The 22,850-nt window shown below is 63.2% G+C and carries 17 protein-coding genes; 8 read left to right on the forward strand and 9 right to left on the reverse strand.

The window, feature by feature from the left end:
- Positions 1–203: 203 nt before the first annotated feature.
- The 8 genes from H621_RS0120605 (at position 204) to H621_RS0120640 (ending at position 9,280) form a co-directional block, all read left to right on the forward strand.
- Entirely contained in the window at positions 204–1,523 is a 1,320-nt protein-coding gene (locus tag H621_RS0120605) for a flavin-containing monooxygenase (protein ID WP_028945188.1), read from the forward strand.
- Positions 1,523–1,933: a RidA family protein gene (locus H621_RS0120610; RefSeq protein WP_003201555.1), complete on the forward strand. Its 411-nt coding sequence runs from the start codon at positions 1,523–1,525 to the stop codon at positions 1,931–1,933. Before H621_RS0120605 ends, H621_RS0120610 begins: the two co-directional genes overlap by 1 nt.
- 10 nt (positions 1,934–1,943) lie before the next feature.
- Positions 1,944–2,618 (forward strand): DUF1028 domain-containing protein, encoded by a 675-nt coding sequence (locus H621_RS0120615; RefSeq protein WP_028945189.1) that lies wholly within the window; start codon positions 1,944–1,946, stop codon positions 2,616–2,618.
- Positions 2,611–3,771, forward strand: a complete 1,161-nt coding sequence (argE, locus tag H621_RS0120620; RefSeq protein WP_028945190.1) for an acetylornithine deacetylase — start codon at positions 2,611–2,613, stop codon at positions 3,769–3,771. The genes H621_RS0120615 and argE overlap by 8 nt, the downstream gene beginning before the upstream one ends.
- A 34-nt stretch (positions 3,772–3,805) precedes the next feature.
- Positions 3,806–5,299: an aldehyde dehydrogenase gene (locus H621_RS0120625; RefSeq protein ID WP_028945191.1), complete on the forward strand. Its 1,494-nt coding sequence runs from the start codon at positions 3,806–3,808 to the stop codon at positions 5,297–5,299.
- A 69-nt stretch (positions 5,300–5,368) separates the two neighbouring features.
- A complete protein-coding gene (locus tag H621_RS0120630) occupies positions 5,369–6,808 on the forward strand; it encodes an APC family permease (protein WP_028945192.1) in 1,440 nt (479 codons plus the stop codon).
- Positions 6,805–8,187: an aspartate aminotransferase family protein gene (locus H621_RS0120635; protein ID WP_028945193.1), complete on the forward strand. Its 1,383-nt coding sequence runs from the start codon at positions 6,805–6,807 to the stop codon at positions 8,185–8,187. The genes H621_RS0120630 and H621_RS0120635 overlap by 4 nt, the downstream gene beginning before the upstream one ends.
- 52 nt (positions 8,188–8,239) lie before the next feature.
- A complete protein-coding gene (locus H621_RS0120640) occupies positions 8,240–9,280 on the forward strand; it encodes an ABC transporter substrate-binding protein (protein WP_028945194.1) in 1,041 nt (346 codons plus the stop codon).
- 48 nt (positions 9,281–9,328) lie between these two features.
- Here H621_RS0120640 and H621_RS0120645 read toward each other — a convergent pair whose 3' ends face one another.
- From H621_RS0120645 to H621_RS0120685, 9 genes are all read right to left on the reverse strand, one after another.
- Complete coding sequence (locus H621_RS0120645) at positions 9,329–10,102, reverse strand: DUF3313 domain-containing protein (protein WP_028945195.1); 774 nt, start codon at positions 10,100–10,102, stop codon at positions 9,329–9,331.
- A gap of 82 nt (positions 10,103–10,184) precedes the next feature.
- Positions 10,185–12,554 carry an efflux RND transporter permease subunit gene (locus H621_RS27385; RefSeq protein WP_036990198.1) on the reverse strand — a complete coding sequence of 790 codons (2,370 nt, stop codon included), beginning with the start codon at positions 12,552–12,554 and terminating at the stop codon, positions 10,185–10,187.
- Entirely contained in the window at positions 12,551–13,681 is a 1,131-nt protein-coding gene (locus H621_RS27390) for a WD40/YVTN/BNR-like repeat-containing protein (RefSeq protein ID WP_036990200.1), read from the reverse strand. Before H621_RS27390 ends, H621_RS27385 begins: the two co-directional genes overlap by 4 nt.
- Positions 13,682–13,755: 74 nt before the next feature.
- A complete protein-coding gene (locus tag H621_RS0120660; protein ID WP_028945196.1) occupies positions 13,756–15,108 on the reverse strand; it encodes a DUF1329 domain-containing protein in 1,353 nt (450 codons plus the stop codon).
- 16 nt (positions 15,109–15,124) lie between these two features.
- Positions 15,125–16,996, reverse strand: a complete 1,872-nt coding sequence (locus H621_RS0120665; protein ID WP_028945197.1) for a DUF1302 domain-containing protein — start codon at positions 16,994–16,996, stop codon at positions 15,125–15,127.
- Between the two features lie 199 nt (positions 16,997–17,195).
- The gene (locus H621_RS27395) at positions 17,196–18,200 is read right to left on the reverse strand and encodes an AraC family transcriptional regulator (RefSeq protein ID WP_036990202.1); all 1,005 of its coding nucleotides are present in this window, start codon (positions 18,198–18,200) and stop codon (positions 17,196–17,198) included.
- A gap of 95 nt (positions 18,201–18,295) precedes the next feature.
- On the reverse strand, positions 18,296–19,777 hold the full coding sequence (locus tag H621_RS0120675) for a DUF1254 domain-containing protein (protein WP_028945198.1): 1,482 nt from the start codon (positions 19,775–19,777) through the stop codon (positions 18,296–18,298).
- The gene (locus H621_RS0120680) at positions 19,770–21,206 is read right to left on the reverse strand and encodes a DUF1254 domain-containing protein (RefSeq protein WP_209420957.1); all 1,437 of its coding nucleotides are present in this window, start codon (positions 21,204–21,206) and stop codon (positions 19,770–19,772) included. Before H621_RS0120680 ends, H621_RS0120675 begins: the two co-directional genes overlap by 8 nt.
- Before the next feature lie 81 nt (positions 21,207–21,287).
- A complete protein-coding gene (locus H621_RS0120685) occupies positions 21,288–22,820 on the reverse strand; it encodes an arylsulfatase (RefSeq protein ID WP_051270648.1) in 1,533 nt (510 codons plus the stop codon).
- Between the last annotated feature and the right edge of the window lie 30 nt (positions 22,821–22,850).

A 22,850-nucleotide genomic window follows, 5' to 3' on the forward strand; every position in this document is an offset into this window, starting at 1 on the left:
GGCTGGCTTGCTGGCAATGAGACCGCTGCAGTTTTCCCGTGAAGTCCCCATAAGGCCCGCGATAGTGCTCTGAATCCATACCCAAGTTTTTTACTGTGCAGCAACCACAAAAATCATAATTTCGCTATTTCCCACCGCTACCCAGAATGCGACCTACACCCACCCACGGCCATCCGCGTGGGGAACCTCAGTAGGGCGCAGAGATGACAAACAATAAAACCGTAGTAGACACGCTCGTGGTTGGCGCAGGTCAAGCCGGCATCGCCATGAGCGAACACCTGAGCCGACTCGGCGTGCCGCACCTGGTGCTGGAGCGCAATCGCATCGCCGAAGCCTGGCGTACCGGGCGCTGGGATTCGCTGGTCGCCAATGGCCCGGCCTGGCACGACCGCTTCCCGGGCTTGGAGTTCGAGGGGCTCGACCCGGATGCCTTTGCCCCCAAGGAGCAGGTGGCCGACTACTTTGAAGCCTACGCGAAGAAATTCAACGCCCCGGTACGTACCGGGGTCGAAGTCACCCAGGTACAGCGCAATGTCGGCCGCCCAGGCTTCACCGTTGAAACCTCCGATGGGGTGATCGAAGCCACCAATGTGGTGGTTGCCACTGGCCCGTTCCAACGCCCGGTGATCCCGGCCATCGCACCGGTCGATGGTCGCGTCAATCAGATTCATTCTGCTGAGTACCGTAATCCACAGCAACTGGCCGAAGGCGCCGTGCTGGTAGTGGGCGCAGGCTCGTCCGGCGTGCAGATCGCCGATGAGCTGCAGCGCGCCGGCAAGCAGGTCTACCTCTCGGTAGGCGCCCACGACCGCCCGCCGCGCGCCTATCGCAACCGCGATTTCTGCTGGTGGCTGGGTGTACTCGGCCTGTGGGACGCCGAGGGCGTGCAGCCTGGCAAGGAGCACGTGACCATCGCCGTGAGTGGTGCCCGTGGTGGCCACACCGTGGACTTCCGTCGCCTGGCCCAACAGGGCATGACCCTGGTCGGGCTGACCAAAGCGTTCAGCGATGGCGTGGTGAGTTTCGAGTCGAACCTGGCCGAAAACATTGCCCGTGGCGATGAAAACTACCTGGCCCTGCTCGATGCCGCCGATGCCTATATAGAAGCCAACGGTCTGGACCTGCCGCAGGAACCCGAAGCGCGGATCATGCTGCCGGACCCGGAGTGCATCACTCACCCGATCCTGGCGTTGGACCTGGCCAAGGCCGGCATCACCACCGTGATCTGGGCCACAGGTTATTCGGTCGATTACGACTGGCTGAAGGTCGATGCTTTCAAGGCCGACGGCAAGCCACAGCACCAGCGCGGCGTCTCCAGCGAACCCGGTATCTATTTTGTCGGCCTGCCATGGCTCGCTCGTCGCGGCTCGGCCTTTATCTGGGGGGTATGGCACGACGCCCGGCACATCGGCGAACACATCATCAAGCAGCGTGCCTATTTCGATTACCGGGATGCCTCGCAACGCCAGGCCCAGACCCCCGACACCCACCTCAAAGCCGCCAGCCTCATGGGAGCCCGTTGATGCCTACTCACACCCGTATCCGCATGTTCAACACCAAAGACACCTACCCCAACCAGACCCTGGACAACGACCTGTGCCAGGCGGTGCGTGCCGGTAACACCGTGTATGTGCGTGGCCAGGTGGGCACCGACTTCAACGGCCAGTTGGTCGGGTTGGGTGACCCGCGTGCCCAGGCCGAGCAGGCCATGCGCAACGTCAAGCAACTGCTGGAAGAAGCCGGCAGCGACCTGAGCCATATCGTCAAGACCACCACTTACCTGATCGACCCACGTTATCGGGAGCCGGTGTACCAGGAAGTCGGCAAGTGGCTCAAAGGCGTGTTCCCGATTTCCACCGGGCTGGTGGTCAGTGCCCTGGGCCAGCCGCAGTGGCTGATGGAAATCGACGTGATCGCGGTCATCCCCGAATAAGGAGCCTGCCATGACCTTTTCAATCGTCGGCCGCTGCGCCGAAACCGGCCAGCTAGGCATCGCAATCAGCTCGTCGAGCATCGCCGTCGGTGCGCGTTGTCCCTGGCTGCGTAGCGGTGTGGGGGCTGTATCGAGCCAGAACATCACCCTGCCAGCCCTGGGCCCGCAGGTACTCGATGCGCTTGATGAAGGCCTGGCGCCGCATCAGGCACTGGATCACGCCCTGACCCGCAACGGCTACAGCCAGTACCGCCAGGTGGCGGTGGTCGATGCCCAGGGTCGCACCGCAGTGTTCAGCGGTACCCAGACCCTGGGCACGCACAATGCCCTGGCCGGTGATCAATGCGTGGCGGCCGGCAACCTGCTGGCCAACACCGCCGTGATCGAACGCATGGTTCAGGCCTTCGAAAGCAGCGAAGGCTGCCTGGCCGCACGCCTGCTGACGGCGTTGCAGGCCGGACAGGATGCAGGTGGCGAAGCGGGTGCGGTGCATTCGGCGGCAGTGTCGGTGGTCGATGAGCTGGTCTGGCCGATTGTCGACCTGCGGGTGGACTGGGCCGATGAAAACCCCATTGGTGAACTGCACAAACTGTGGAGCGCCTACGCGCCACAGTTGCAGGATTACCTGACCCGCGCACTCAACCCGACCCTGGCGCCAAGCTACGGAGTACCGGGCGATGAGTGAGCTGCGCAGCCGCGCCGTGCTGGCCAGGCTGATCGGCTTTGCCACGGTGAGCCGCGACTCCAATTTGGCCTTGATCGAGTTCGTGCGCGACTACCTGCAGCACCTGGGCGTTGGCTGCGAGCTGATCTACAACGCCGAACGCAGCAAGGCCAACCTGCTGGCCAGTATCGGCCCGGCGGTGGAGGGCGGTGTGGTGTTGTCGGGGCACACCGACGTGGTGCCGGTGGACGGTCAGGCCTGGACGGTCGAGCCTTTCAACCTGACCGAACGTGACGGCAAGCTGTACGGACGCGGCGCCGCCGACATGAAGGGCTACCTGGCCTCGGTGCTGGCCGCCGTGCCGGTGTTCCTGGCCAGCAACCTGCGCCGCCCGGTGTACCTGGCGTTCTCCTATGACGAGGAGGTCGGTTGCCTGGGCGTGCGCAGCCTGCTTGAGGTGCTGCCACAGCGGATCGCCAAGCCTGCGTTGTGCCTGATCGGCGAGCCCACCGAACTCAAGCCGGTGCTCGGCCACAAAGGCAAGTTGGCCATGCGTTGCCATGTGCAGGGTGCTCCGTGCCATTCGGCCTACGCGCCCTATGGCGTCAATGCCATCGAGCAGGCGGCGCGGCTGATCGGCCGCCTGGGCGAGATCGGCCAGCGTCTGGCAGCCCCCGAACATCATGACCCGCGCTTTGATCCGGCGTTCTCGACAGTGCAGGTGGGCGTAATCAACGGTGGTACAGCCCTGAACATCGTGCCGGCCGACTGCCGTTTTGACTTCGAGGTGCGTACCTTGCCGGCCTTCGAGCCGCAAGCGGTCGTCGACGAACTGCAAACCTACGCCCAACTGCAACTGTTGCCCGCCATGCAGGCGGTCAAGGCCGATACGTCGATTCGCTTTGAACCGATTTCAGCCTACCCCGGCTTGGCGACCGCACCTGAAAGCGCTGCCGCCCAGCTTGTTGCACACCTGTGTGGCAGCGACGACTTCACCACCGTGGCGTTCGGCACCGAAGGCGGCCTGTTCGATCAGGCCGGCATCCCGTCGGTGGTGTGCGGCCCCGGCAGCATGGCGCAGGGCCACAAACCCGACGAATTTGTCAGCGTCGAACAGATGGCGGCCTGTGACCGCCTGATGGACCGGCTGGCCGCTTACCTATCTACCCCCTGATTCTCCAACAGCGGATAACAACAAGGAGTCTGCGGTGAACGATTTCAATGACTGGACAACCCTGGCAGCAGGACTACGGCTGATCGACAGTGCCTTTATCGAAGGCGAACCCTACGAGGCGCAGAATGGTGCGCGCCTCGAGGTGATCAACCCGGCCAACAACCGCGTGCTGGCCAAGGTGGTTGCCTGCGCTGAAACCGACATCGACCATGCCGTGCGCAGCGCCCGCCGTGCATTCGACCAAGGCCCCTGGGCGCGCATGGCAGCGGGTCAGCGCAAGGCGATTTTGTTGCGTCTGTCGCAACTGATGCTTGAGCACCGCGATGAACTGGCATTGCTCGACTCCCTGAGCATGGGCAAACCGGTGATGGACGCCTGGAATATCGACGTACCGGGCGCCGCCCATGTATTCGCCTGGTACGGCGAAAGCCTGGACAAGCTCTACGACCAGGTCGCGCCGACCGCCAGCAACGCCCTGGCCACCATCACCCGCGTGCCGCTGGGGGTGATTGGCGCGGTGGTGCCGTGGAACTTCCCGCTGGACATGGCCGCCTGGAAACTGGCCCCGGCCCTGGCTGCGGGCAACAGCGTGGTGCTCAAGCCTGCCGAACAATCGCCGTTCTCGGCCCTGCGCCTGGCCGAGCTCGCGCTTGAAGCCGGCATCCCGGCCGGCGTGCTCAACGTGGTACCGGGCCGGGGCGAAGTTGCCGGACGCGCCCTCGGCCTGCACATGGACGTGGATTCGCTGGTGTTCACCGGCTCTACCGAGGTGGGCAGGTACTTCATGCAGTACGCCGCGCAGTCGAACCTCAAGCAGGTGTGGCTCGAATGCGGCGGCAAGAGCCCGAACCTGGTCTTCGCCGACTGCCAGGACCTGGACCTGGCCGCTGAAAAAGCCGCCTTCGGCATTTTCTTCAACCAGGGCGAGGTCTGTTCGGCCAATTCGCGCCTGCTGGTGCAGCGTTCGATTCACGACGCGTTCGTCGAACGCCTGATCGACAAGGCGCGCCAGTGGGCACCCGGCAACCCGCTGAACCCGGCGAGCAGGGCCGGGGCGATAGTCGACTCACGCCAGGCGCAGCGAGTCATGCAGTACATCGAACAGGCCCGGAGCGAGGGGGCGCAACTGGTCTGTGGCGGCCGGCAGCTGAGCTTCGATGGCTCGGACAATTTCATCGAACCGAGCATTTTTACCGGCGTTACCGCCGACATGACCCTGGCGCGTGAAGAAGTCTTCGGCCCCGTATTGGCCGTGACGGCGTTCGACGATGAGGACGAGGCAGTGGCCATTGCCAACAACCACATCTATGGCCTGGCCGCCTCGGTATGGACCGACGACCTCAACCGTGCCCACCGCGTGGCGCGCCGGCTAAACGCCGGCACGGTGTCGGTGAACACCGTCGACGCACTGGATGTGACCGTGCCGTTCGGCGGTGGCAAGCAATCGGGCTTTGGCCGCGACCTGTCGCTGCATTCGTTCGACAAATACACGCAGTTGAAGACCACCTGGATTCAGTTGCGCGAGTGATCGCGGGGGAGGAGCGGGCTTGTCCCGCGATGGTTCCAGTTCCAACTAAAACAAAAAATGGAGCAACCAATGAACAGCAATGCAAGCGTGTCCACCGGCGCCCTGGCGCCGCCTGCAACCCGCAAGAAACTGGGCCTGACCGCCTTGTTGGCCGTGGCCATCGGCCTGGTGGTGTCCCAGGGTGTGATGGTGCTGATGCTGCAAGGAGTCGGTATCGCCGGCCCCGGCTTTATCGTGCCGCTGGCCCTGGCCTGGCTGTTGGCCCTGAGCTATGCCTGCTCGTTCTCCGAGCTTGCGCTGATGATTCCCCGGGCCGGTAGCCTGAGCAGCTACACGGAAGTGGCGATCGGTCAGTTTCCGGCGATCCTCGCGACCTTTTCCGGCTACGTGGTGGTGGCGATGTTCGCGCTGTCGGCGGAGTTGCTGCTGATGGAGTTCATCATCGACAAGGTCTACCCGCATTCCATGCCGCCACTGACCGTGGCCCTGGGCGTGCTGGTGCTGTTCACCGTGCTCAACCTGTTCAACATCGACATCTTCGCCAGGCTGCAGACCGTGCTGGCGGTGGTCATGGTGGTGGTGCTGCTGGTAATGGGCCTCAGCGCGATGAACAGCGACATCGTCTCGCCCAACCCGAGCCTGTTCGCGGGCAGCAATTGGAACCCGCTGGGCCTGGGGGTGATAGCCCTGACGGCCATGGCGGTATGGGGCTTTGTCGGTGCCGAGTTCGTCTGCCCGCTGGTAGAGGAAACCCGCCGCCCGCAGCGCAACATTCCGGCCTCGATGATGATCGGCCTAACGGTAATTTTCGTCATCATCGCGCTGTACTGCCTGGGTGCCTTGCTCACCGTGCCCCAGGCAGAACTTGCCAGCAATGTGTTGCCGCACTACCTGTTCGCCACCACCGTGTTCGGCGAGGCCGGCAAGGTGTTTCTGGTCACTGCGGCGATCACCGCCACCTGCAGCACCTTGAACAGTTCCCTGGCTGCCATCCCGCGCATGCTCCTGGGCATGGCCCGCAACGGCCAGGCGTTCGGAGTGCTCAAGCGCGAGAGCAAGCGTACCGGCGCACCCTGGGTAGCGGTGCTGTTCGTCTCGGCGATCACCGGTTTGCCATTGTTGCTGATGCACGACCATCCCGATGCCATCAACCAACTGCTGCTGGCCGCGGCACTGGCCTGGCTGCTGGCCTACATCATCACCCACGTCAACGTGATTGCCCTGCGCCGTCGCTACCCGCAGGTTGCCCGGCCGTTTCGCACGCCGTTCTACCCGCTGCCGCAAGTGTTCGGCATCGCCGGCATGCTCTTTGCGATCTGGCATGTCTCGCCGAGCCCGGAAATGACCTTCTCGATTTTTGCCTACGCAGGCCTGGTACTGCTGGTGGTGTCGATCATCGCCGTGCTGTGGATCAAGTGCGTGATGGGCAAGCCGCTGTTCAAGCCTGAACCCCTGGAATGTGCATTGAGCACCGCCAACGATAAAAACCTGCAAGGAGACTCGCAATGACCGCTCAAGTGAAACCCGACCGTAGCACCGGCGACTACCAGGCCGCGGATGCCGCGCACCACATTCACGCGTTTCTCGACCAGAAGGCCCTGAACGAGGAAGGCCCGCGGGTGATCGTGCGCGGTGAAGGCCTGGCCCTGTGGGACAACGACGGCAAGCGCTACCTGGACGGCATGTCGGGCCTGTGGTGTACCAACCTCGGCTACGGTCGCAAGGACCTGGCGGCCGCCGCCAGCAAACAGCTGGAGCAGTTGCCGTACTACAACATGTTCTTCCACACCACCCATCCGGCGGTGGTGGAGCTGTCGGAGCTGCTGTTCAGCCTGCTGCCCAGCCACTACAGCCACGCGATCTACACCAACTCCGGCTCCGAGGCCAATGAGGTGCTGATCCGCACCGTGCGCCGCTACTGGCAGATCGTCGGCAAGCCGCAGAAAAAGATCATGATCGGTCGCTGGAATGGCTACCACGGCTCCACCCTGGGCGCCACGGCCCTGGGCGGCATGAAGTTCATGCACGACATGGGCGGGGTGATCCCGGACGTCGCGCACATCGACGAACCCTACTGGTTCGCCCACGAAGGCAACCTGACTCCGGCCGAATTCGGTCTGCGTGCGGCGCGCCAGCTGGAGGAAAAAATCCTCGAACTGGGCGCCGACAACGTCGCCGCCTTTGTTGCCGAGCCGTTCCAGGGGGCGGGCGGCATGATCTTCCCGCCTGAAAGCTACTGGCCGGAAATCCAGCGCATCTGCCGCCAATACGATGTCCTGCTGTGTGCCGACGAGGTCATCGGTGGCTTTGGCCGCACCGGCGAGTGGTTTGCCCACCAGCACTTCGGTTTCGAGCCCGACACCCTGTCGATCGCCAAGGGCCTGACCAGCGGCTACATCCCCATGGGCGGGCTGATCCTGTCCAAGCGCATGGCCCAGGCACTGGTGGAGCAGGGCGGGGTGTTTGCCCACGGCCTGACCTACTCCGGGCACCCGGTGGCCGCAGCGGTGGCCATCGCCAACCTCAAGGCACTGCGCGACGAAGGCATCGTCAACCAGGTGAAGCAGGAGACCGGCCCTTACCTGCAGCGCTGCCTGCGCGAAGTGTTCGGCAATCACCCGTTGATTGGCGAAGTACAGGGCACCGGCCTGGTAGCGGCGCTGCAGTTCGCCGAAGACAAGGGCAGCCGCAAGCGCTTTGCCAATGAGAACGACATGGCCTGGCGTTGCCGCACCATCGGTTTTGAAGAGGGCCTGATCATTCGCTCGACCCTGGGACGGATGATCATGGCGCCGGCCTTGGTGGCAAGCCACGCCGACATCGACGAACTGGTCGACAAGACCCGCATTGCAGTAGATCGCACCGCCCGCGAATACGGTCGCCTTTAAGCCCCTGTGGCCGGCGCACGCGGGTGTGCCGGCCGTTTCGAGGAACCACTTCATGTCCAGATCCTTGCGTTGCAGTGTTCCGTTCGCCCTGGCGCTGATCAGTACCGCCACGCTGGCGACGCCCCAGAGCCTCACCGTCATTTCATTTGGCGGTGCCACCAAGCAGGCCCAGGACAAGGCCTACTTCCAACCCTTCAACGCCAGCGGCGCAGGACGCATCGTTGCTGGCGAATACAACGGGGAGCTGTCAAAGATCAAGGCCATGGTCGATGTCGGCCATACCAGCTGGGACGTGGTCGAAGTCGAAAGCCCGGAACTGCTGCGTGGCTGTGACGAAGGCCTGTTCGAGCGCCTCGACCCGGCACGCTTTGGCGACCCGGCGCAGTTCGTACCGGGCACCCTGAGTGAGTGCGGCGTGGCTACTTACGTCTGGTCGATGGTCATGGCCTACGACCATGCCAAGCTCGCCAAGGCCCCCAGCTCCTGGGCCGACTTCTGGAACGTGGCCGAGTTTCCCGGCAAGCGCGGCTTGCGCAAGGGCGCCAAGTACACCCTCGAGATCGCCTTGCTGGCAGACGGCGTCAAGCCCGCCGAGCTGTACCAGGTGCTGTCCACCCCCGAAGGCGTGAGCCGCGCATTCGCCAAGCTGGACCAGATCAAGGGCAATATCCAGTGGTGGGAAGCCGGCGCGCAACCGGCGCAGTGGCTGATTGCCGGCGACGTGGTGATGAGCGCCGCGTACAACGGGCGGATTGCCGCGGCGCAAAAAGAAGGCATGAAACTGAGCATCGTCTGGCCGCAAAGCCTCTACGACCCCGAGTACTGGGCCGTGGTCAAAGGCACGCCGAACAAGGCGCTGGCGGAAGACTTCATTGCTTTTGCCAGCCAGCCGCATACTCAGAAAGTGTTCTCGCAAGAAATCCCCTACGGGCCTGTGCATCGAGAGGCCCTGGCACTGTTGCCGACCGCCGTCCAGCAACAACTGCCAACGGCCGAGGCCAACCTTGCCGGGGCGAGGGCAGTGGATGCCGCGTTCTGGGTGGACCATGGCGAGGAGCTGGAACAACGTTTCAACGCCTGGGCGGCGCGCTGAGGCCGGGGCAACGGGACCGTCCATTGCGCCCGGGAGGCTGGTCGGTGGTTACTCGCTCGCCTTCTGGCAGTCGGTTGCCCCACGACGCATGCACAGCCGATAACGCAGCAGCTCGGCCCAGTAGCGCTCGGCCTCGGTGACGTCGCTCCAGGAGTCGTAGGTGCTGCTTTCAAACAAGCCGATGATCGGTTTGCGAGCGCCTACGCGTCGGTCGATTTCGGCGGCAATGATCTCGCCGGTCTGGGCATCGGCCATCTTGCCCTCGATGGTCACCTGGCCTGCGAAGGGCGGTTTGCCAGTGGTGTGCGAAGCCGCCTGCATGGCCGCCGCCTTGGCACCCGGCACCCCCAGCGGAATGGGGATGTACGACGCAGCCTTGAGCGAAGCGTCGGCTTCCTGGGCATCGACCACCGCCACCGAAATCTGCAAAGTCCCTGGCCCGGCCTTGTCGACCATCTGGTAGTCCTTGCTCAATTGCTCATGCAACTGGTTGTAGAAACCCTGGGCGATGGCGTTGCTTTGCGCCTGGGGCGCGTCATTCAACTTGGAACTGGAGCCTGCGTACAGTTTGACCGGGTCGAGCAGCACCTTGGTGTAAGGCACAAAGGTTGCCGACGAGGCGAACTTGGGGTTGCGGTACAGGCGCAGGGCTTCGCCGTCGCTGCCTTCTTTCATTTGCGGGTATATATCAGCCAGGAAACCGGAGCCCTTGAGGTTGTCCTCGCCAAGGCTGGTGCTGTGTCCCGGCTGGGACGTCGAGGAACAGGCGGACAGGGCAATCATTGCGGCAGTGAGCGTCAACCGACTGAACATGGGTTTCATGCGGTGCATCCTTGAAGGTTTCAGGGTTTGGCAAGGCAGGGCGGTGTTTCAAGGCCAAAGCGTAGTCCATCTTTTGTCTGCCTCAGCGCGTGTTCTTGTTGAATATCAAGAGCGATGCCAGGGCGGGCATCAACAGCAGCGCACCGACCATGTTCCACACGAACAACAGCACCAGCAGCAGGCCCATGTCGGCCTGGAACTTCAAGACCGACAGCGACCAGGTCGCCACGCCAAGCGCCAGAGTAATGCCGGTGAAAGCCACTGACGTGCCCGTGGTTTTCAAGGCCTCGAAGAACGCAGCCCTGAACCTCAGGCCCTGGTGCAGAAACGCCTCGATACGACTGTAAAGGTAGATGCCGTAGTCCACACCGATCCCCACGCCCAGGGCGATCACTGGCAGGGTCGCAACCTTGACCCCCAGGCCCATTTGGGCCATGACTGCCTCACACAGCACCGTCGAGAGGTACAAAGGCGCCATCAGCGCAAAGGTGACCTTGAGCGAGCGGAACTCACACCACACCACCAGGCTGATGATGACGAACACCAGGATCAGCATGGTTTTTTCCGAGTGGCCGATGGTGATATTGGTGGCCGCCTCGATGCCGGCGTTACCGGCCGCCTGCAGGATCTGGAAGTCGCCGGTGTCGTAGCGCTGGCTGAAGGTTTGTACCGCCTCGACCACCTGGGTCAGGGTCTGGGCCTTGTGGTCGGCCAGGTACAGGCTGATGGGCGCCACGCTGCAGTTGGGGTCGACGAACTCGGCGGGCACGTTCGAGCGGGCATTGTTCATCACGAACGGGTCGCGGGAGAACTCGGCCCATTTAGGGTTGCCTTCATTGCGAGCCAGGATGTTGAAGCGCATGACGTTGTACAGCGACTGCACCGACTCCACCCCCGGCACCTGGCGCAGGTGCTGTTCAAGCTGGTTGGCCAGGTCCGCGGCGGCAAAGCGCGAGCATTGCTCCGGGGGCGTGGTGAACATCACCACGTAGACGTCGGTGCTGGTGGTGTAGTGATCGAGCAGGTAGGCGTTATCGAGGTTGTAACGCGATTGTGGACGAAACTCCGGGGCGCCCTTGTCCAGGTCGCCGATCTTCAGGTCCTGACGGGCCTGATAGCCCACCCCCAGCAGCACCAGGCTGATGGCAACCAGCGCCGCGGCCCGGCGTGGCTCGACGATACTTGCCACCCGACGAAACAACGGCCACGACGAACTGCTGCGCTTGTGCTGTTGGCGCAAGCCCCGGGGGCTGACGCCGACATAGGACATCAACACCGGTAGCAGGAACATCTTGGTGAAGATGGCCACGAACACACCGATGCTGGCGGTGATCGCCAACTGCTGGATGACGCCGATGTCGATCACCAGCAGGGTGATGAAACCGACCGCATCTGCCAACAGCGCCGTAGTGCCGGGAATGAACAAGGCCCGGAAGGTCCTGCGCGAAGCCTCGATGGGTAACGCGCCCTGGCTCATTTCGCTCATCATCAGGTTGATGTTCTGCACCGCATGACTGATACCGATGGCGAAAATCAGGAACGGCACCAGAATCGAATATGGGTCCAGTCCGTAGCCCAGCAGGCTCAACAGGCCCAGTTGGCACACCACCGTCAGCAGGCAGGTCAGCACGGTTACCGCCGTGCTGCGCCAGCACCGGCAGTAACCGTACAGCAGCGCGGTGATCAGCCCGACAGTCAGGGCAAAGAACAGCGCAATGTCGCTTGCTGCTGCCAGCAGGTCACCGATGATCTGGGCAAAGCCGATAATGCGGATCGTCACGCCCTGGGCAGCAAAGTGTTCGCGCACCTGGGTGTCCAGTGCCTGAGTCAGTGCGCCGTAGTCCAGCGGCTGGCCCGTTTGCGGATCCCGCTCAAGCAAGGGAACTCGGATGACAGCCGAGCGAAAGTCGTTGGCCACGAAGCTGCCGATCATGTTCGCGCGCTGGATATTGCGCCGCACCTGCTCAAGGGACGCGGCACTGCCATCGTAGCCGTCGGGGATCACCCGGCCGGCACGCAAGCCTTCGGTGGTCACTTCTGCCCACAGGGCATTGGGCGTCCATAGCGACTTGAGGTTGCTGCGGTCTACACCGGGAATATAGAAAACCTTGTCGTTGACCTCGCGCAGGGTTTCCAGGAAGTCCTTGGTAACGATGTCACCCTTGGGGTTTTCAACCACGATCCGCAAGACGTTGCTTTGCGGGCGCAACACGTCCTCGAACTTCAGGTAGTTGGCGATGAACGGGTGACCGGTAGGAATCATGCGGCTAAAGCTGGCATCGGGGCGCAGTGACAGCGCGGCGATACCAAGCACCAGCGATGCAAGGATAAAAAAGACCAGTACCAGCAGCCGGTTACCAAATAACAGGCGCTCGGTGAAGTCAACGGCCCGTTGCAGGGCGCTGGGTGTGAGGGGCGCGCGGTGATCGACCGGGTGCAGGGGAGCATTCATTGGGCGTGTACCTTAAAGGGAATCGTCGGCAGCACCTGCAGGCCGGCGGCGCCGACCAGCAGCAGCTCACCTGTGCGGGCCAGGCTGGTGTTGAGCAGTGCCGCCTTGCCGGGCGCTTGCCACGCCTCGAACCGCTGTCCGTCGGGGCTGAACAGCAACGTGCCGCCCTGGCCGGCCAGCACCACACCGCCGTCTGCCAGTGGCCGAATGCCGTACAGGCTGACGTTTACGGGCAAGCGGCGCGCCATCCAGCGTTCGCCCTGGTCGTTGCTGACCAACAGCGTGCCGCCGAACCCCGCGGCCAGCACCTCACCGTTGGGCAGCTGTGCCAGCGCATACAGAGACGCTTCGGTGGGAGATTGGACGCTGCTCCAGTGCGCACCGCCGTCCCCCGAGCGGTACAAGCGGCCACCTTCACCGGCCACCAGCAGACTGCCATCGGTAAGTCCGAGCACGCTGTTCAGGTGCAGCCGGTCCGGGTTTTCGAGACCATTGAGCGGTTGCCACGTCACACCGCCGTCGTCGGTCTTCAAGATCATGCCGTAGGCACCCACTACCCAGCCTTCACGGGCATTGCGAAACCATACCCCCAGTAATGGCCGCGAAGGGCCTGCAGCGCTCGCAGCCTGGGCGTCGTCAAGGGCAAACATGGCATTGTCCAGGGCGCTGGCCAGTGCTGGGTCGTCAGGTGCGGCGACTAGCGCCTGTTCCAACCGGGCAACGTCGTCCTCTGCTGCCTTGAGCAGCAGCGGGTTGATGGCGTGGCCATCGAGTTGTTTGCGCCAGCTCAAGCCGCCATCGTTGCTGTGCACAATCACGCCGTCGTGCCCCACCGCCCAGCCGTGCTTTGCATCGACGAACTGCACCGCCGTGAGCAGCAGGTCGACCGGCACTCGGGCTTGTTGCACCTGGCCACTGGCATTGCGCAGGAGGATGTGCCCGGCGGTGCCGACCATCACCTGGCTATCGCCTACCGGCTGAATGTCGGTGAGTGCCTCCCGCTCGGCCAGCGGCGATAGATGGGCGGGGCGCTCCAGCCGGTCGTTCAGCGGCAGGGCCTGGGCGGTGGCGCCGGCAACCAGCAACAGCAAGGCCAGCGCGGGGCGAAGAGCAATCGTGTGTGTCATGAAACACCCTGGTGTGCGAATGGGGGCGAGAGGGCGGGCGGCCAGCGTGGCGGGCCGCCCGGTTGCGCGCAGCGTTAGCGGCCGCTGCGACGCAGGGCGGCGGTGCTGAAGTCCTTCAGGCTCGCCTGGATGCCGAATTGGGCGCGTTTCTCCTCGTTCTCCAGGCCCGAGACGATGTAGCGGCGGGCTTGCAGGTCGTAGGCGACGTCGCTGATGTGAATTGCAGAGAGCACGTCGTAGCGCTGCAGGCTGTGCGCCTCTTGCACACGCCAGAGCTCGCCGCGACCGTCGTAGAGGTCGGCCACGAGGATCGCCCACGAGTCTTCATCGATGTAGAACACGCGCTTGGCGTACAGGTGGCGCTGTCCCGGCTTCAACGTGGCTTCAACCACCCAGACCCGGTGCGGCTCATAGCGGATCAGGTCCTGGTTGAGGTGGTCGGGCTGGATGATGTCGCTGTATTTGAGGCTGTGGGACGCCAGCGTGTAAGTGTTGTAGGCCACCAGCATTTCTTTTTTGCCCACCAGCTTCCAGTCGTAGCGGTCAGGGGCACCGTTGAACATGTCGATCATGTCGTTGGTTCGCAGCCCCTCGGAGGTGACCACGGGCGAGTCATAGGAGATTTCCGGTGCGCGCAGTACCCGCCGCTGGCCAGGGTTGTAGGTCCAGGCCAGGCGCGTTTCACTGCTTTGGTCTATCGGCTCATGTACCAGGTTCTGGCTGCCGGCGACACTTTCGGGCGAGGTGACCTTGCCCAGGTAGTAGTACAGGCGGTTGGGCTCGGGGTTGCCCATTGCCGAGGCCATGGCGACCGTCACGTCGCGGCGAACCGGGGTGAATTTTCCGTTGGCCTGGACCACCATCTCCGTGGGGTAGTAGTGATAGCCGCCGGCGCGGTAGCGCACGACATGGTTGAAGATCGCTTCCAGCCCGCTCTTGGGGATAGGGAAGGGCACCGAGCTGCGCTGGTAATCGAGCATACCGTTGCCCGTGCCTGCCAGCGAAACCAAGGCTGCTTCCTTGCGGATTTCGTCGTATTCGCCTTGTGGCAGGGCCGCGGTGCGGTGGCTTGGATAGACCTGCATCTTGAACGTCGGGTACTTCTGCAACATGGCCTGGTAGCCAGGTGTCAGCTCGCTTTTGTAGTGCGCCATGTTGGCGGCGGTAATGGTGTACAGCGGCTTTTCACTGGCATAAGGGTCGACATAGTCCTGGGCCGGTTTGAAACCTGCTGGCGCCTGGGTCAAGCCACCAGTCCAGGCCGGGATGCTGCCACTGGCGCTGCCGGCTTTTTCCGCGCCAACCGGCGTCAGGTCGCTACCCAGACGGGCGATTTCCTTGGCGTCCAGTGCGGCCAGCGCCGGTACGCTGGCGGCACTGACCAGGGCACCGAGAAGGGAGAGGCTGAGTATCTTTTTAGTATTCATGGTGATGTCTCTTGTACTAGAAGCCCATACGCAGGCTGAGGGAAATGAAGTCCTTGTCGGTGGGCGCGAACGGGGTGTTGCCACTGCCCGACCAGGACAGCTCCGCCGAGTAGTCCTGCAGGTAGTCGGCGCGCAGTCCGAGCGACCCGAGCAACCGGTCTTCAGCGAAGTTGCCGTCGTAGGACCAGCCCTTGACGTCCTGGCCGAAGGCCATGAACGGCGCCAAATTGACCCCGGCAAACACGCCGGGATAGTTCAACTGGGCGCGCAGACGATAGCCCCAGGAAAATTGGCTGGTGTAGCCGTCACGACTGCAGGCGTATTTCTGGTAGGCCTGCACACTCGCCCCGGCCACGCAGCCGGCGGCGCTGTCCGAGGCGAGGTTGCTGCCGTAGATTTCGGTCTTGTTGTAACGGCGCTCGGATTGGTCTGGCAGGTCATGCATGTACTTCATTGCCGCTTCGCCCATCAGGTTCAGGCTGTCGGCCCCTAGTACACGCGGGATTGACTTGATGAAGCCGAGGGAGAACTGGGAAATTTCCAGGCGGTCGTAGCCGTTGTAGACCGACCCGGGTTCGGCGTTGATGGCATCGTTGCCCAGGGTCAGCGGCTGGCCGATGACGGCGCCGGTCAGTGCCGCGTTGCCGGCAAAGGCCGGGATCAGGTCGCCGGTGGCCAGTTGCACGGGCTGGTTGGGGCGATAACTGTATTCGCCGAAGACCGCGGTGCCCCAGACGTTGGTGGAAAAGCTCAGGCCGAAAATTCGGATGTCTTCGGGAAAGTCGGCAAAGTAGCTGGCATTGCGTGCTGCGTTCCCGGGCGCCAGGTTCGGGTCGCGCCAACCGGCACCTGCCGGGCCGTACCGGTCGGTGGTAATGCTGGCGTAGGGGGTGCGTGAATGCAGGTTCATGGCATAGGCCCCGAACTCGGTATCGATGCGGTCGGCGAAATACCTTAGCGATGCACCGAACTGGCCGCTGTCGCCGGGTTCGTTGTCCGGTCCACGGGCGATGTACTGGCCGGCGGCATAGGATGCCGGGTCATTTGCGCCTGCGCGTGGCACGCCGTAGCAACCGTCGGTGATGTAGTCGTTGCTGGAAAAGAATGTGCCGCAACCTTCCAGGATCGAGGCACGCCACTGCAGTTGATAGAAGGCTTCCAGGCTCAGGTTGTCGCTCAGTCCCAGGTTGGCATACAGCATGGGCACCGGCACCAGGGCTTCCTTGAGCTGCGAGCCGGCGCGGCGCAGGGCCGTGGTGTCCACCGGGTTGATGGCGTTGATGCCGTTCTGGAAGAACAACCCTTCGCCCCAGTTCACCACCTGATTGCCCAGCCGTGCATTGAGCGGGTGGTCGCCAAGGTCGAAGTCGCCGTACACGTAGGCATCGAGCAACTCGATGCCCTGGAACTTGGCCAGGTCGTCAAAGTGGCTGTCATTGAGGGTATCGTTGCCCTGGTAACCGTTGGCAGAGTGCCCGAAGTCGACGTTGTGGTGGTTGAGGGTGTAGTCGTACCAGGCCTTGCCGCGGACAAAGGCGCCGTAGTTGCGCCAGTTCATCTCGACTTCGCCCAGCACGGTCACTGGCGTTGACACCAGGTCATCCTTGCCCCAATTGAGTCGGCTGTCGTCGACATTGCGCGCACTGTTGAGGTTGAACTTACCGGCATTGCCCAGGCCGATGCTGTCGGCGTTGCCCTGGTTGATGTAATGACCATCGGGGTTCTCGGCGCTCCACAGCGCACCCACGCTGATACTGCCGTTGGCACGGCCACTGATGTCGCCCCACTGGAACTCGCCCGCGTGTACCGACTGCATCACCGCCAGTGACAGCGGGGCCAGTAGTAGAACGGTGCGGGCCAACACGGCGCGATCACGGACTTGGGTCATGAAATGCCCTCCTGATTATTATTGTTGGAGGCTTGAAACAGGTGTGGTTGACCTGAGGCCTTGCGTCCTGCGCGTGGTGCGCAAGCGAGAGGTGAACAAGCGTTGGAGGGATGATGGATAGCCAGGGCGGTTAAATCCGCGCAATTCGCGCCAACGATTTACCAAATGCCGCCAGGGCTGCGTGCCAGGGAGGGGCGGTTCAACGTAACTGCTGTTGTTTGAGCCATTGGCGCGGGCTGGTGCCAAACCAGCGCTGGAACGCCCGGCTGAAGGCGCTCTGGTTGGCGTAGCCGAGCACCTCGGTCAGTTGCATCAGGCTGATGTCCGATTCTTCGAGATAACGCAGGGTCATGGCCTGGCGCGTGTCATCGAGCAGGGTCTGGAACGAGGTGCCCTGCTCGGCGAGTTGACGTTGCAGCGAGCGCGGGCTCAGGCGCATGAAATCGGCGATGCACTCGATCGTCACCCGGCCACTAGGCAGAAAACTGCGCAGCAGGCGCTGGACGTGACTGGGCAACCGCTGGTTGTGCTGCTCACTGATCGCTTCAAGGTGCTGGCGCATCAGCCGGTGCAGTGCAGGGTCCGCATCGCTCAAGGGCACGCTGAGCAATGGCGCTGGGAACAGCCAGGCATCGAAGGCTGCGTTGAACCGTGGCACAACTCCCAGCAAGCGCCGGTAACGCGCAGGATTGGCGACGGGGGCATGCTGGAACAGCGCGGCCGTCGGTTGCCAGCGGTTACCCAGCAGGGTGCGCATCAACTGATGGCCCACGCCGACCACCAGTTCACTGACATGCCGGCTGCCGGGCAGCAGGTCTGCGCTGGTGGCGTAATAGAGCCTGGCCTGACCATCGGCATGGTCGATGACCACATCGCCATAATTGTCGTGCACGTGGAAGTAGCGACCCAAATCGTCCAGCGCGTCATCCACCGTGCGGGCATTGCGCACCAGGTACAACAGCGACCCGAAGATCCCCACCCCCTGGTGCAAGCCGAACTCGAGGCCGAACAACGGATTGTCGCTGGCCTTGCTGGCCAGTTCCAGCACCAGGGCAAAGCGATGGAACGCGATCAGCGCATCGGGATCTTCCAGCGCGTCGCTGGGGAGTCCGGCAGCGCGCAGCAGCGCATCCGGGTTGAGCTGCTGCTGGCGCGCGAACGCATCGAAACCATGCAGGGAAGACGCACGGGTGAGGTAAGTCATGGGCGGGTTCTACCTTTGTTGCTGGATAACGCCAGTACTCAAAATGGCCGCAGGGCCGCTTGGATTGAGTACTGGTTCAGAGCAGGCGCCTTGATTCAGGGGTTGGAAGCTGGACTTGCGACCAGGGGCGGAGGCGTCCAATCGCCTTTAATCAGCGCATCGCAGGGCCCATAGGCACGCAGGGTCAGGGCGAATGCCTGTTCGGGAGCAGGCAGCCAGTTGCCGACCTTGTCTTCGGCCGGACGCTGGTGCTGGATATACAGGGTAAGAGAACCATCGGTGTTGTAGCGCAGCGCCGGGTTCTTGGTGCCGGTGGAGAAGCGATTGATCGGGTTGGCGGCAAAGAAGTGCACGCTGTCGTACAAGGTCAACGACCAGAAGCCCGAGACGGGCGGCGTTTGCCCGGCCGGGAAGGTCAAGGTGTAGTTGCGCTGGCCGGTAAGGCGTTGGCCGTTGCCGTCCTCTTCGCGAAACAGGTAGGTGGTTTCCTGCGCAGCGTTTTCGAAAATGTTGGATTTTGCAATCGCCAGGCGCGTGAGGTAGTCGGTGCCGAACGCTGCATTGTTGAAGGGACGGTTCCAGCCGTTGGCAATCCGCACGCCGTTGCGGCTCAGGTCGAACAACGGCTCGACCAGGGTCTTCTCGGCGTGCAGGGCGGCGTCCTGCAGCACCCTGGCAATCGCCGGGTTTGCCTCGCCGGCACTGATCAGCGCACGGAACTGTGCATACAGCGCCTCCTCGCCGGGCAATGGCGGCACCTGGGCCAATACCTGCTTGAGCTGGGCAAAGAAATGCTCCGGCACCACCCAGCGAGTTTCGCCCGGTGGCTGGGCGGCGGCGGACGCGGGTACGGGCAGCTTGGGCAAGTGCTGCCAGTCGATGGTTTTGACGGTGCCGTCGAAGGCCGACAGCGGGTACATGACGATCTGCTTGAGTAGCGGCTGTATCGCCTCGCGATCTTGCGGGGTGTCGGCCATGAACACCCGCGGGATGATCACCCCGGTGTTGGTCGGTGAGCGCAGCACTGCTTCTACACCGGTTGGCTTCTGACCTTGCCAATCCGGCCCGACCACCAGGTAGAAACCGGGCTTGGTGCCGTAGATCTTCGCCACCTGGGCAAAGCTGTCGGTGCGCTGGTCGGCCAGCTCGTACATCCAGAAGCGCTCGCCAAAATCAGGCACCTGGACGATCACCGGCGATTTATCCAGCGCCAATGCACCGAAACCGTAGACCACGTCCTGGTTGGGGTGGGCGACGATGCGGATGCCGGGGTCGATGTAGTCCGCCAACATTGCCAGTTGATTGACCGGCGCCACTGGCATCGGGCCGAGCATGCCGATGGCTGGCACGCGCTCGTAGAGCATGCGCCGGGTGTGCAGGTTGACCAGCGGCCAGCCCCAGGCGTAGGCAAACTGCGCCACCGCCCGGGCGTACCCTTCGGTCATTACGGTATTGGCCACCGGGCCCGCAGGCGCTTGGGGGGTGGCCGCAGTGGCGGGCAGGGTGGACAGCACACTGCCGATGGCCAGGGCCCCGAGTGCCCCGCGTAGTGCATGGGAGGGAGTGCGCTTATTCAACGACGTGTACCTGCGGCAGTTCATAGTGACCTTCGAGCACTTCATCCTTGGGCTGATACAGCCGCAAGATCATGTAAAAGGGGCCCTTGGGGGCGGGTAGCCAGTTGGCGGCGAACGGACCATCGGGCCTGACGACTTGCACCGGCACCTCGAACGAGCCATCGGCATTCACCTTTAAACCTCGGGTGTCGGAGCCGAGCTTGTAGCGAGCGATGGGGTTGTCCACCAGCATCTTGTCCCCGGCGTTGTAGACCGTCAGTGACCAGAAGGCATCCACCGGCGGCGCACTCTTGAAACGCAGTGCATAGCGTTTGGCCCCAGTCAGCTGCTGGCCTTTGTCGTCGAGCGAACGCAGTGGGTACATGGCTTCTTTTTCGCCCTGCCCCCCCAGGTAGGGGCCGCTGACCAGCGCGCGCAACGGGTAGTTGGCACCAAAGCGATCAAGCCCGGAGGCCCAGGCCCAGCCATTGCGCTGTTGTGCAGCGGACGCCAGTGCCGAGACGGCGACTTTCGGGCCATCGGCCAGGGCACGCAGCAAGCCGGCCTTTTGCGCCGGGGCAAGCCGCGAGGGATCGAAGCCTTCGGCGGTCAGGCCAAAACGGGCGAACTGGGCGAACAGCGCGTGGTCACGGGCGGGGACCGGGTTGTCCTTGATGGCTGCCGCCAGTTCCCGGAAGAAGTCCAGGCCGTCGTCGCTGGCCGTTGGCAACGGTGCCAGTGATTGGGCGCCGGCCCGATAGCCCGGGTTGTCGCGCTGCGACAGCGGGCGCAAGGTGAATTGCTGTTGCAGGGCGTGCAATGGCGCCAGGTCTTCGCCGTCATTGACCCGCAGACGGCCCCAGAGCCAGACCGTCCGGGTGCTGACATCCAGACGCTTGAGGCCCTCGGGCAGCGTGCCTTGCCAGCCCGGCGGCACCAGCACGTAGTCACCGGCCACCGTACCCGTGGCGCGTCGCCCCACGTAGTGTTCAAGTTCGTGCCACAGGTTGAATACATCGACCACGTAGTAGCGGTCGGCGGTATCGGGCACGTGCAGCACGTAGGGTTCGTTCAGTCGGACCACCGCGCTGAGGTACAGCGTGTCGTTGTTGGCGGTGGGCATATCCCTGGCGGCGGGCGTCGCCAGGGATTGCGCCCAGCCCAGTTGATTGAGCGGGGCACGGTAGCTGGTGGCAGGACGCGGGTGGGGCACCGAGGTGTATTCGCGGATCACCCGCTCCATGCGTACCAGCGGATAACCCCAGACATACGCGTTGATGCCATTGGCGTAGGCGTCGCCTTCCAGCCCGGCGACGATGCTTTCCTGGCTGGTGGGCAGGCTCAGCAGGGCGTCGGGACGCACCTGGGCGAGGACGGCAGTGCTTGGGCATCCGCCCCCGAGCAGTAGGGTGGCTAGGGCGCAACGCAGCCACATCATGTTTTTCGGCATGAAAATCTCCCATGGTCGCGCCGGACGCCCGCGTGGGCGCCCGGTCTGGCAGGTAAGGGTCATAAGGCGATAGAGGGGGCGTCAGTTGGCCATCGAGGCCATGCCGATGCCGCCCGCACCTTTTTGCGAGGGCGGGAAGTCGTTCATGCTCTTGGCGAAGGCCTGCATGTAGGGCGCAATGATCGGAATGATCCAGCTGCGCTGCTGCTGCCAGCGGAAGTGGTCGCCGGCTTCTGGTGAGCGCTCGTAGGGGTCGACCTTGATGTCGATGACCAGGCCGCCCGGTACTTCCTTGGCCGCCTCCATCCACTTGTCCTTGAGGGCGGTGTGGACCTTCCACTGATTGACCCGCACCGCGTTCAGGTGGGTCTCGGCGAAGAAAAAGAACTCATGGCGTTTCGATTTGCCACCGGGTTGGGTCAGCATGCCGAGCTGATTGTAGCCGTCCAGGTGGTTCTTGAAGGTTTTGCCATCGACTTGCAGGCCGGTCAGCAGCTTGTCTTTGACATCGGTCTGCCCCACGGCGGCCATGAGCGTGGGTAGCCAGTCTTCAGAGGTCATGAACTCACCGGTCCAGGTGTTGGGCTTGATGTTGCCTGGCCAACGCACCAGCATTGGTACGCGAAAGCCGCCGTCCCAGGTCAGGCCCTTTTCACCGCGGAACGAAGCAGCGCCCGAGTCTGGCCAGTGCGACAGGTTCACGCCGTTGTCGGAGGTGAACAGCACGATGGTGTTGTCGGTCAGGCCCTGGTCATCGAGGGTCTTGAGCAGTTTGCCGACCAGCGAGTCGAGCTGCAGGATCGCATCGGTGTATTCGGTATGCCCGCTCTTGCCCAGCCACTCATCGCTGACATGGATCTTCTGGTGCATGCGCGAGGGGTTGTACCAGAGAAAGAATGGCTTGCCGGCGGATTTCTGCTGCTTGATCCAGTCAATCGACAGGTCGGTGAACTGATCATCGACCGACTTCATGCGCTCGATGGTCAGCGGCCCCTCGTCGGTGATCTTCTGCTTGCCCACACGACCCCAGCGCGGATCGACCGTGGCATCATCGGTGCTGGTGGCCACCGCGTGGATCATGTTGCGCGGGATACCGGGGAAGTCCGGGTCTTTGGGAAAGTTGGTCATTTCAGCGATTTCCATCACATTGAGGTGATAGAGAAAGCCATAGAACTCATCGAACCCATGCACAGTGGGCAGGTACTCGTTGCGATCACCGATATGCGATTTGCCGAACATGCCGGTGGCGTAACCCTGGGCCTTGAGCAACTGGGCCAGGGTGACGTCGCTGTCCTGGATGCCGACTTTCGCCCCTGGTTGGCCCACCGCCGTCAAGCCGGTACGCACTGGGTACTGGCCAGTGATGAACGCGGCGCGACCGGCCGTGCAGCTCGGTTGGGCGTAATAGTCGGAGACCATCATGCCTTCCTGGGCGATGCGGTCGATGTTGGGCGTGGTGACGGCGCCCAGGCCGCGGTTGTAGGCGGAGACGTCCATGGGCGCCATGTCGTCGACCATGATGACGACAATATTGGGTTTCTCTGCGGCCTGCGCTACGCCCAGCACCGCAAGGCCCAGCCCGAGACTCAGGATCAGGTGTCGTATGAGAAGCATGAGGATGTCCTGTACGGTGGAGAGTAACGC

Origin of the sequence: Pseudomonas vranovensis DSM 16006 (assembly GCF_000425805.1) — a bacterium.
Lineage (GTDB): Bacteria > Pseudomonadota > Gammaproteobacteria > Pseudomonadales > Pseudomonadaceae > Aquipseudomonas > Aquipseudomonas vranovensis.

Excerpts from the sequence above, each read along its gene's own strand:
- H621_RS27385 (WP_036990198.1), bottom strand. The coding sequence starts at position 12,554 with ATGAATGCTCCCCTGCACCCGGTCGATCACCGCGCGCCCCTCACACCC.
- H621_RS0120605 (WP_028945188.1), top strand. The coding sequence starts at position 204 with ATGACAAACAATAAAACCGTAGTAGACACGCTCGTGGTTGGCGCAGGT.
- H621_RS0120635 (WP_028945193.1), top strand. The coding sequence starts at position 6,805 with ATGACCGCTCAAGTGAAACCCGACCGTAGCACCGGCGACTACCAGGCC.
- H621_RS0120610 (WP_003201555.1), top strand. The coding sequence starts at position 1,523 with ATGCCTACTCACACCCGTATCCGCATGTTCAACACCAAAGACACCTAC.
- H621_RS27390 (WP_036990200.1), bottom strand. The coding sequence starts at position 13,681 with ATGACACACACGATTGCTCTTCGCCCCGCGCTGGCCTTGCTGTTGCTG.
- H621_RS0120685 (WP_051270648.1), bottom strand. The coding sequence starts at position 22,820 with ATGCTTCTCATACGACACCTGATCCTGAGTCTCGGGCTGGGCCTTGCG.
- argE (WP_028945190.1), top strand. The coding sequence starts at position 2,611 with ATGAGTGAGCTGCGCAGCCGCGCCGTGCTGGCCAGGCTGATCGGCTTT.
- H621_RS0120665 (WP_028945197.1), bottom strand. The coding sequence starts at position 16,996 with ATGACCCAAGTCCGTGATCGCGCCGTGTTGGCCCGCACCGTTCTACTA.
- H621_RS27395 (WP_036990202.1), bottom strand. The coding sequence starts at position 18,200 with ATGACTTACCTCACCCGTGCGTCTTCCCTGCATGGTTTCGATGCGTTC.
- H621_RS0120615 (WP_028945189.1), top strand. The coding sequence starts at position 1,944 with ATGACCTTTTCAATCGTCGGCCGCTGCGCCGAAACCGGCCAGCTAGGC.
- H621_RS0120680 (WP_209420957.1), bottom strand. The coding sequence starts at position 21,206 with ATGCCGAAAAACATGATGTGGCTGCGTTGCGCCCTAGCCACCCTACTG.
- H621_RS0120630 (WP_028945192.1), top strand. The coding sequence starts at position 5,369 with ATGAACAGCAATGCAAGCGTGTCCACCGGCGCCCTGGCGCCGCCTGCA.
- H621_RS0120640 (WP_028945194.1), top strand. The coding sequence starts at position 8,240 with ATGTCCAGATCCTTGCGTTGCAGTGTTCCGTTCGCCCTGGCGCTGATC.
- H621_RS0120660 (WP_028945196.1), bottom strand. The coding sequence starts at position 15,108 with ATGAATACTAAAAAGATACTCAGCCTCTCCCTTCTCGGTGCCCTGGTC.
- H621_RS0120645 (WP_028945195.1), bottom strand. The coding sequence starts at position 10,102 with ATGAAACCCATGTTCAGTCGGTTGACGCTCACTGCCGCAATGATTGCC.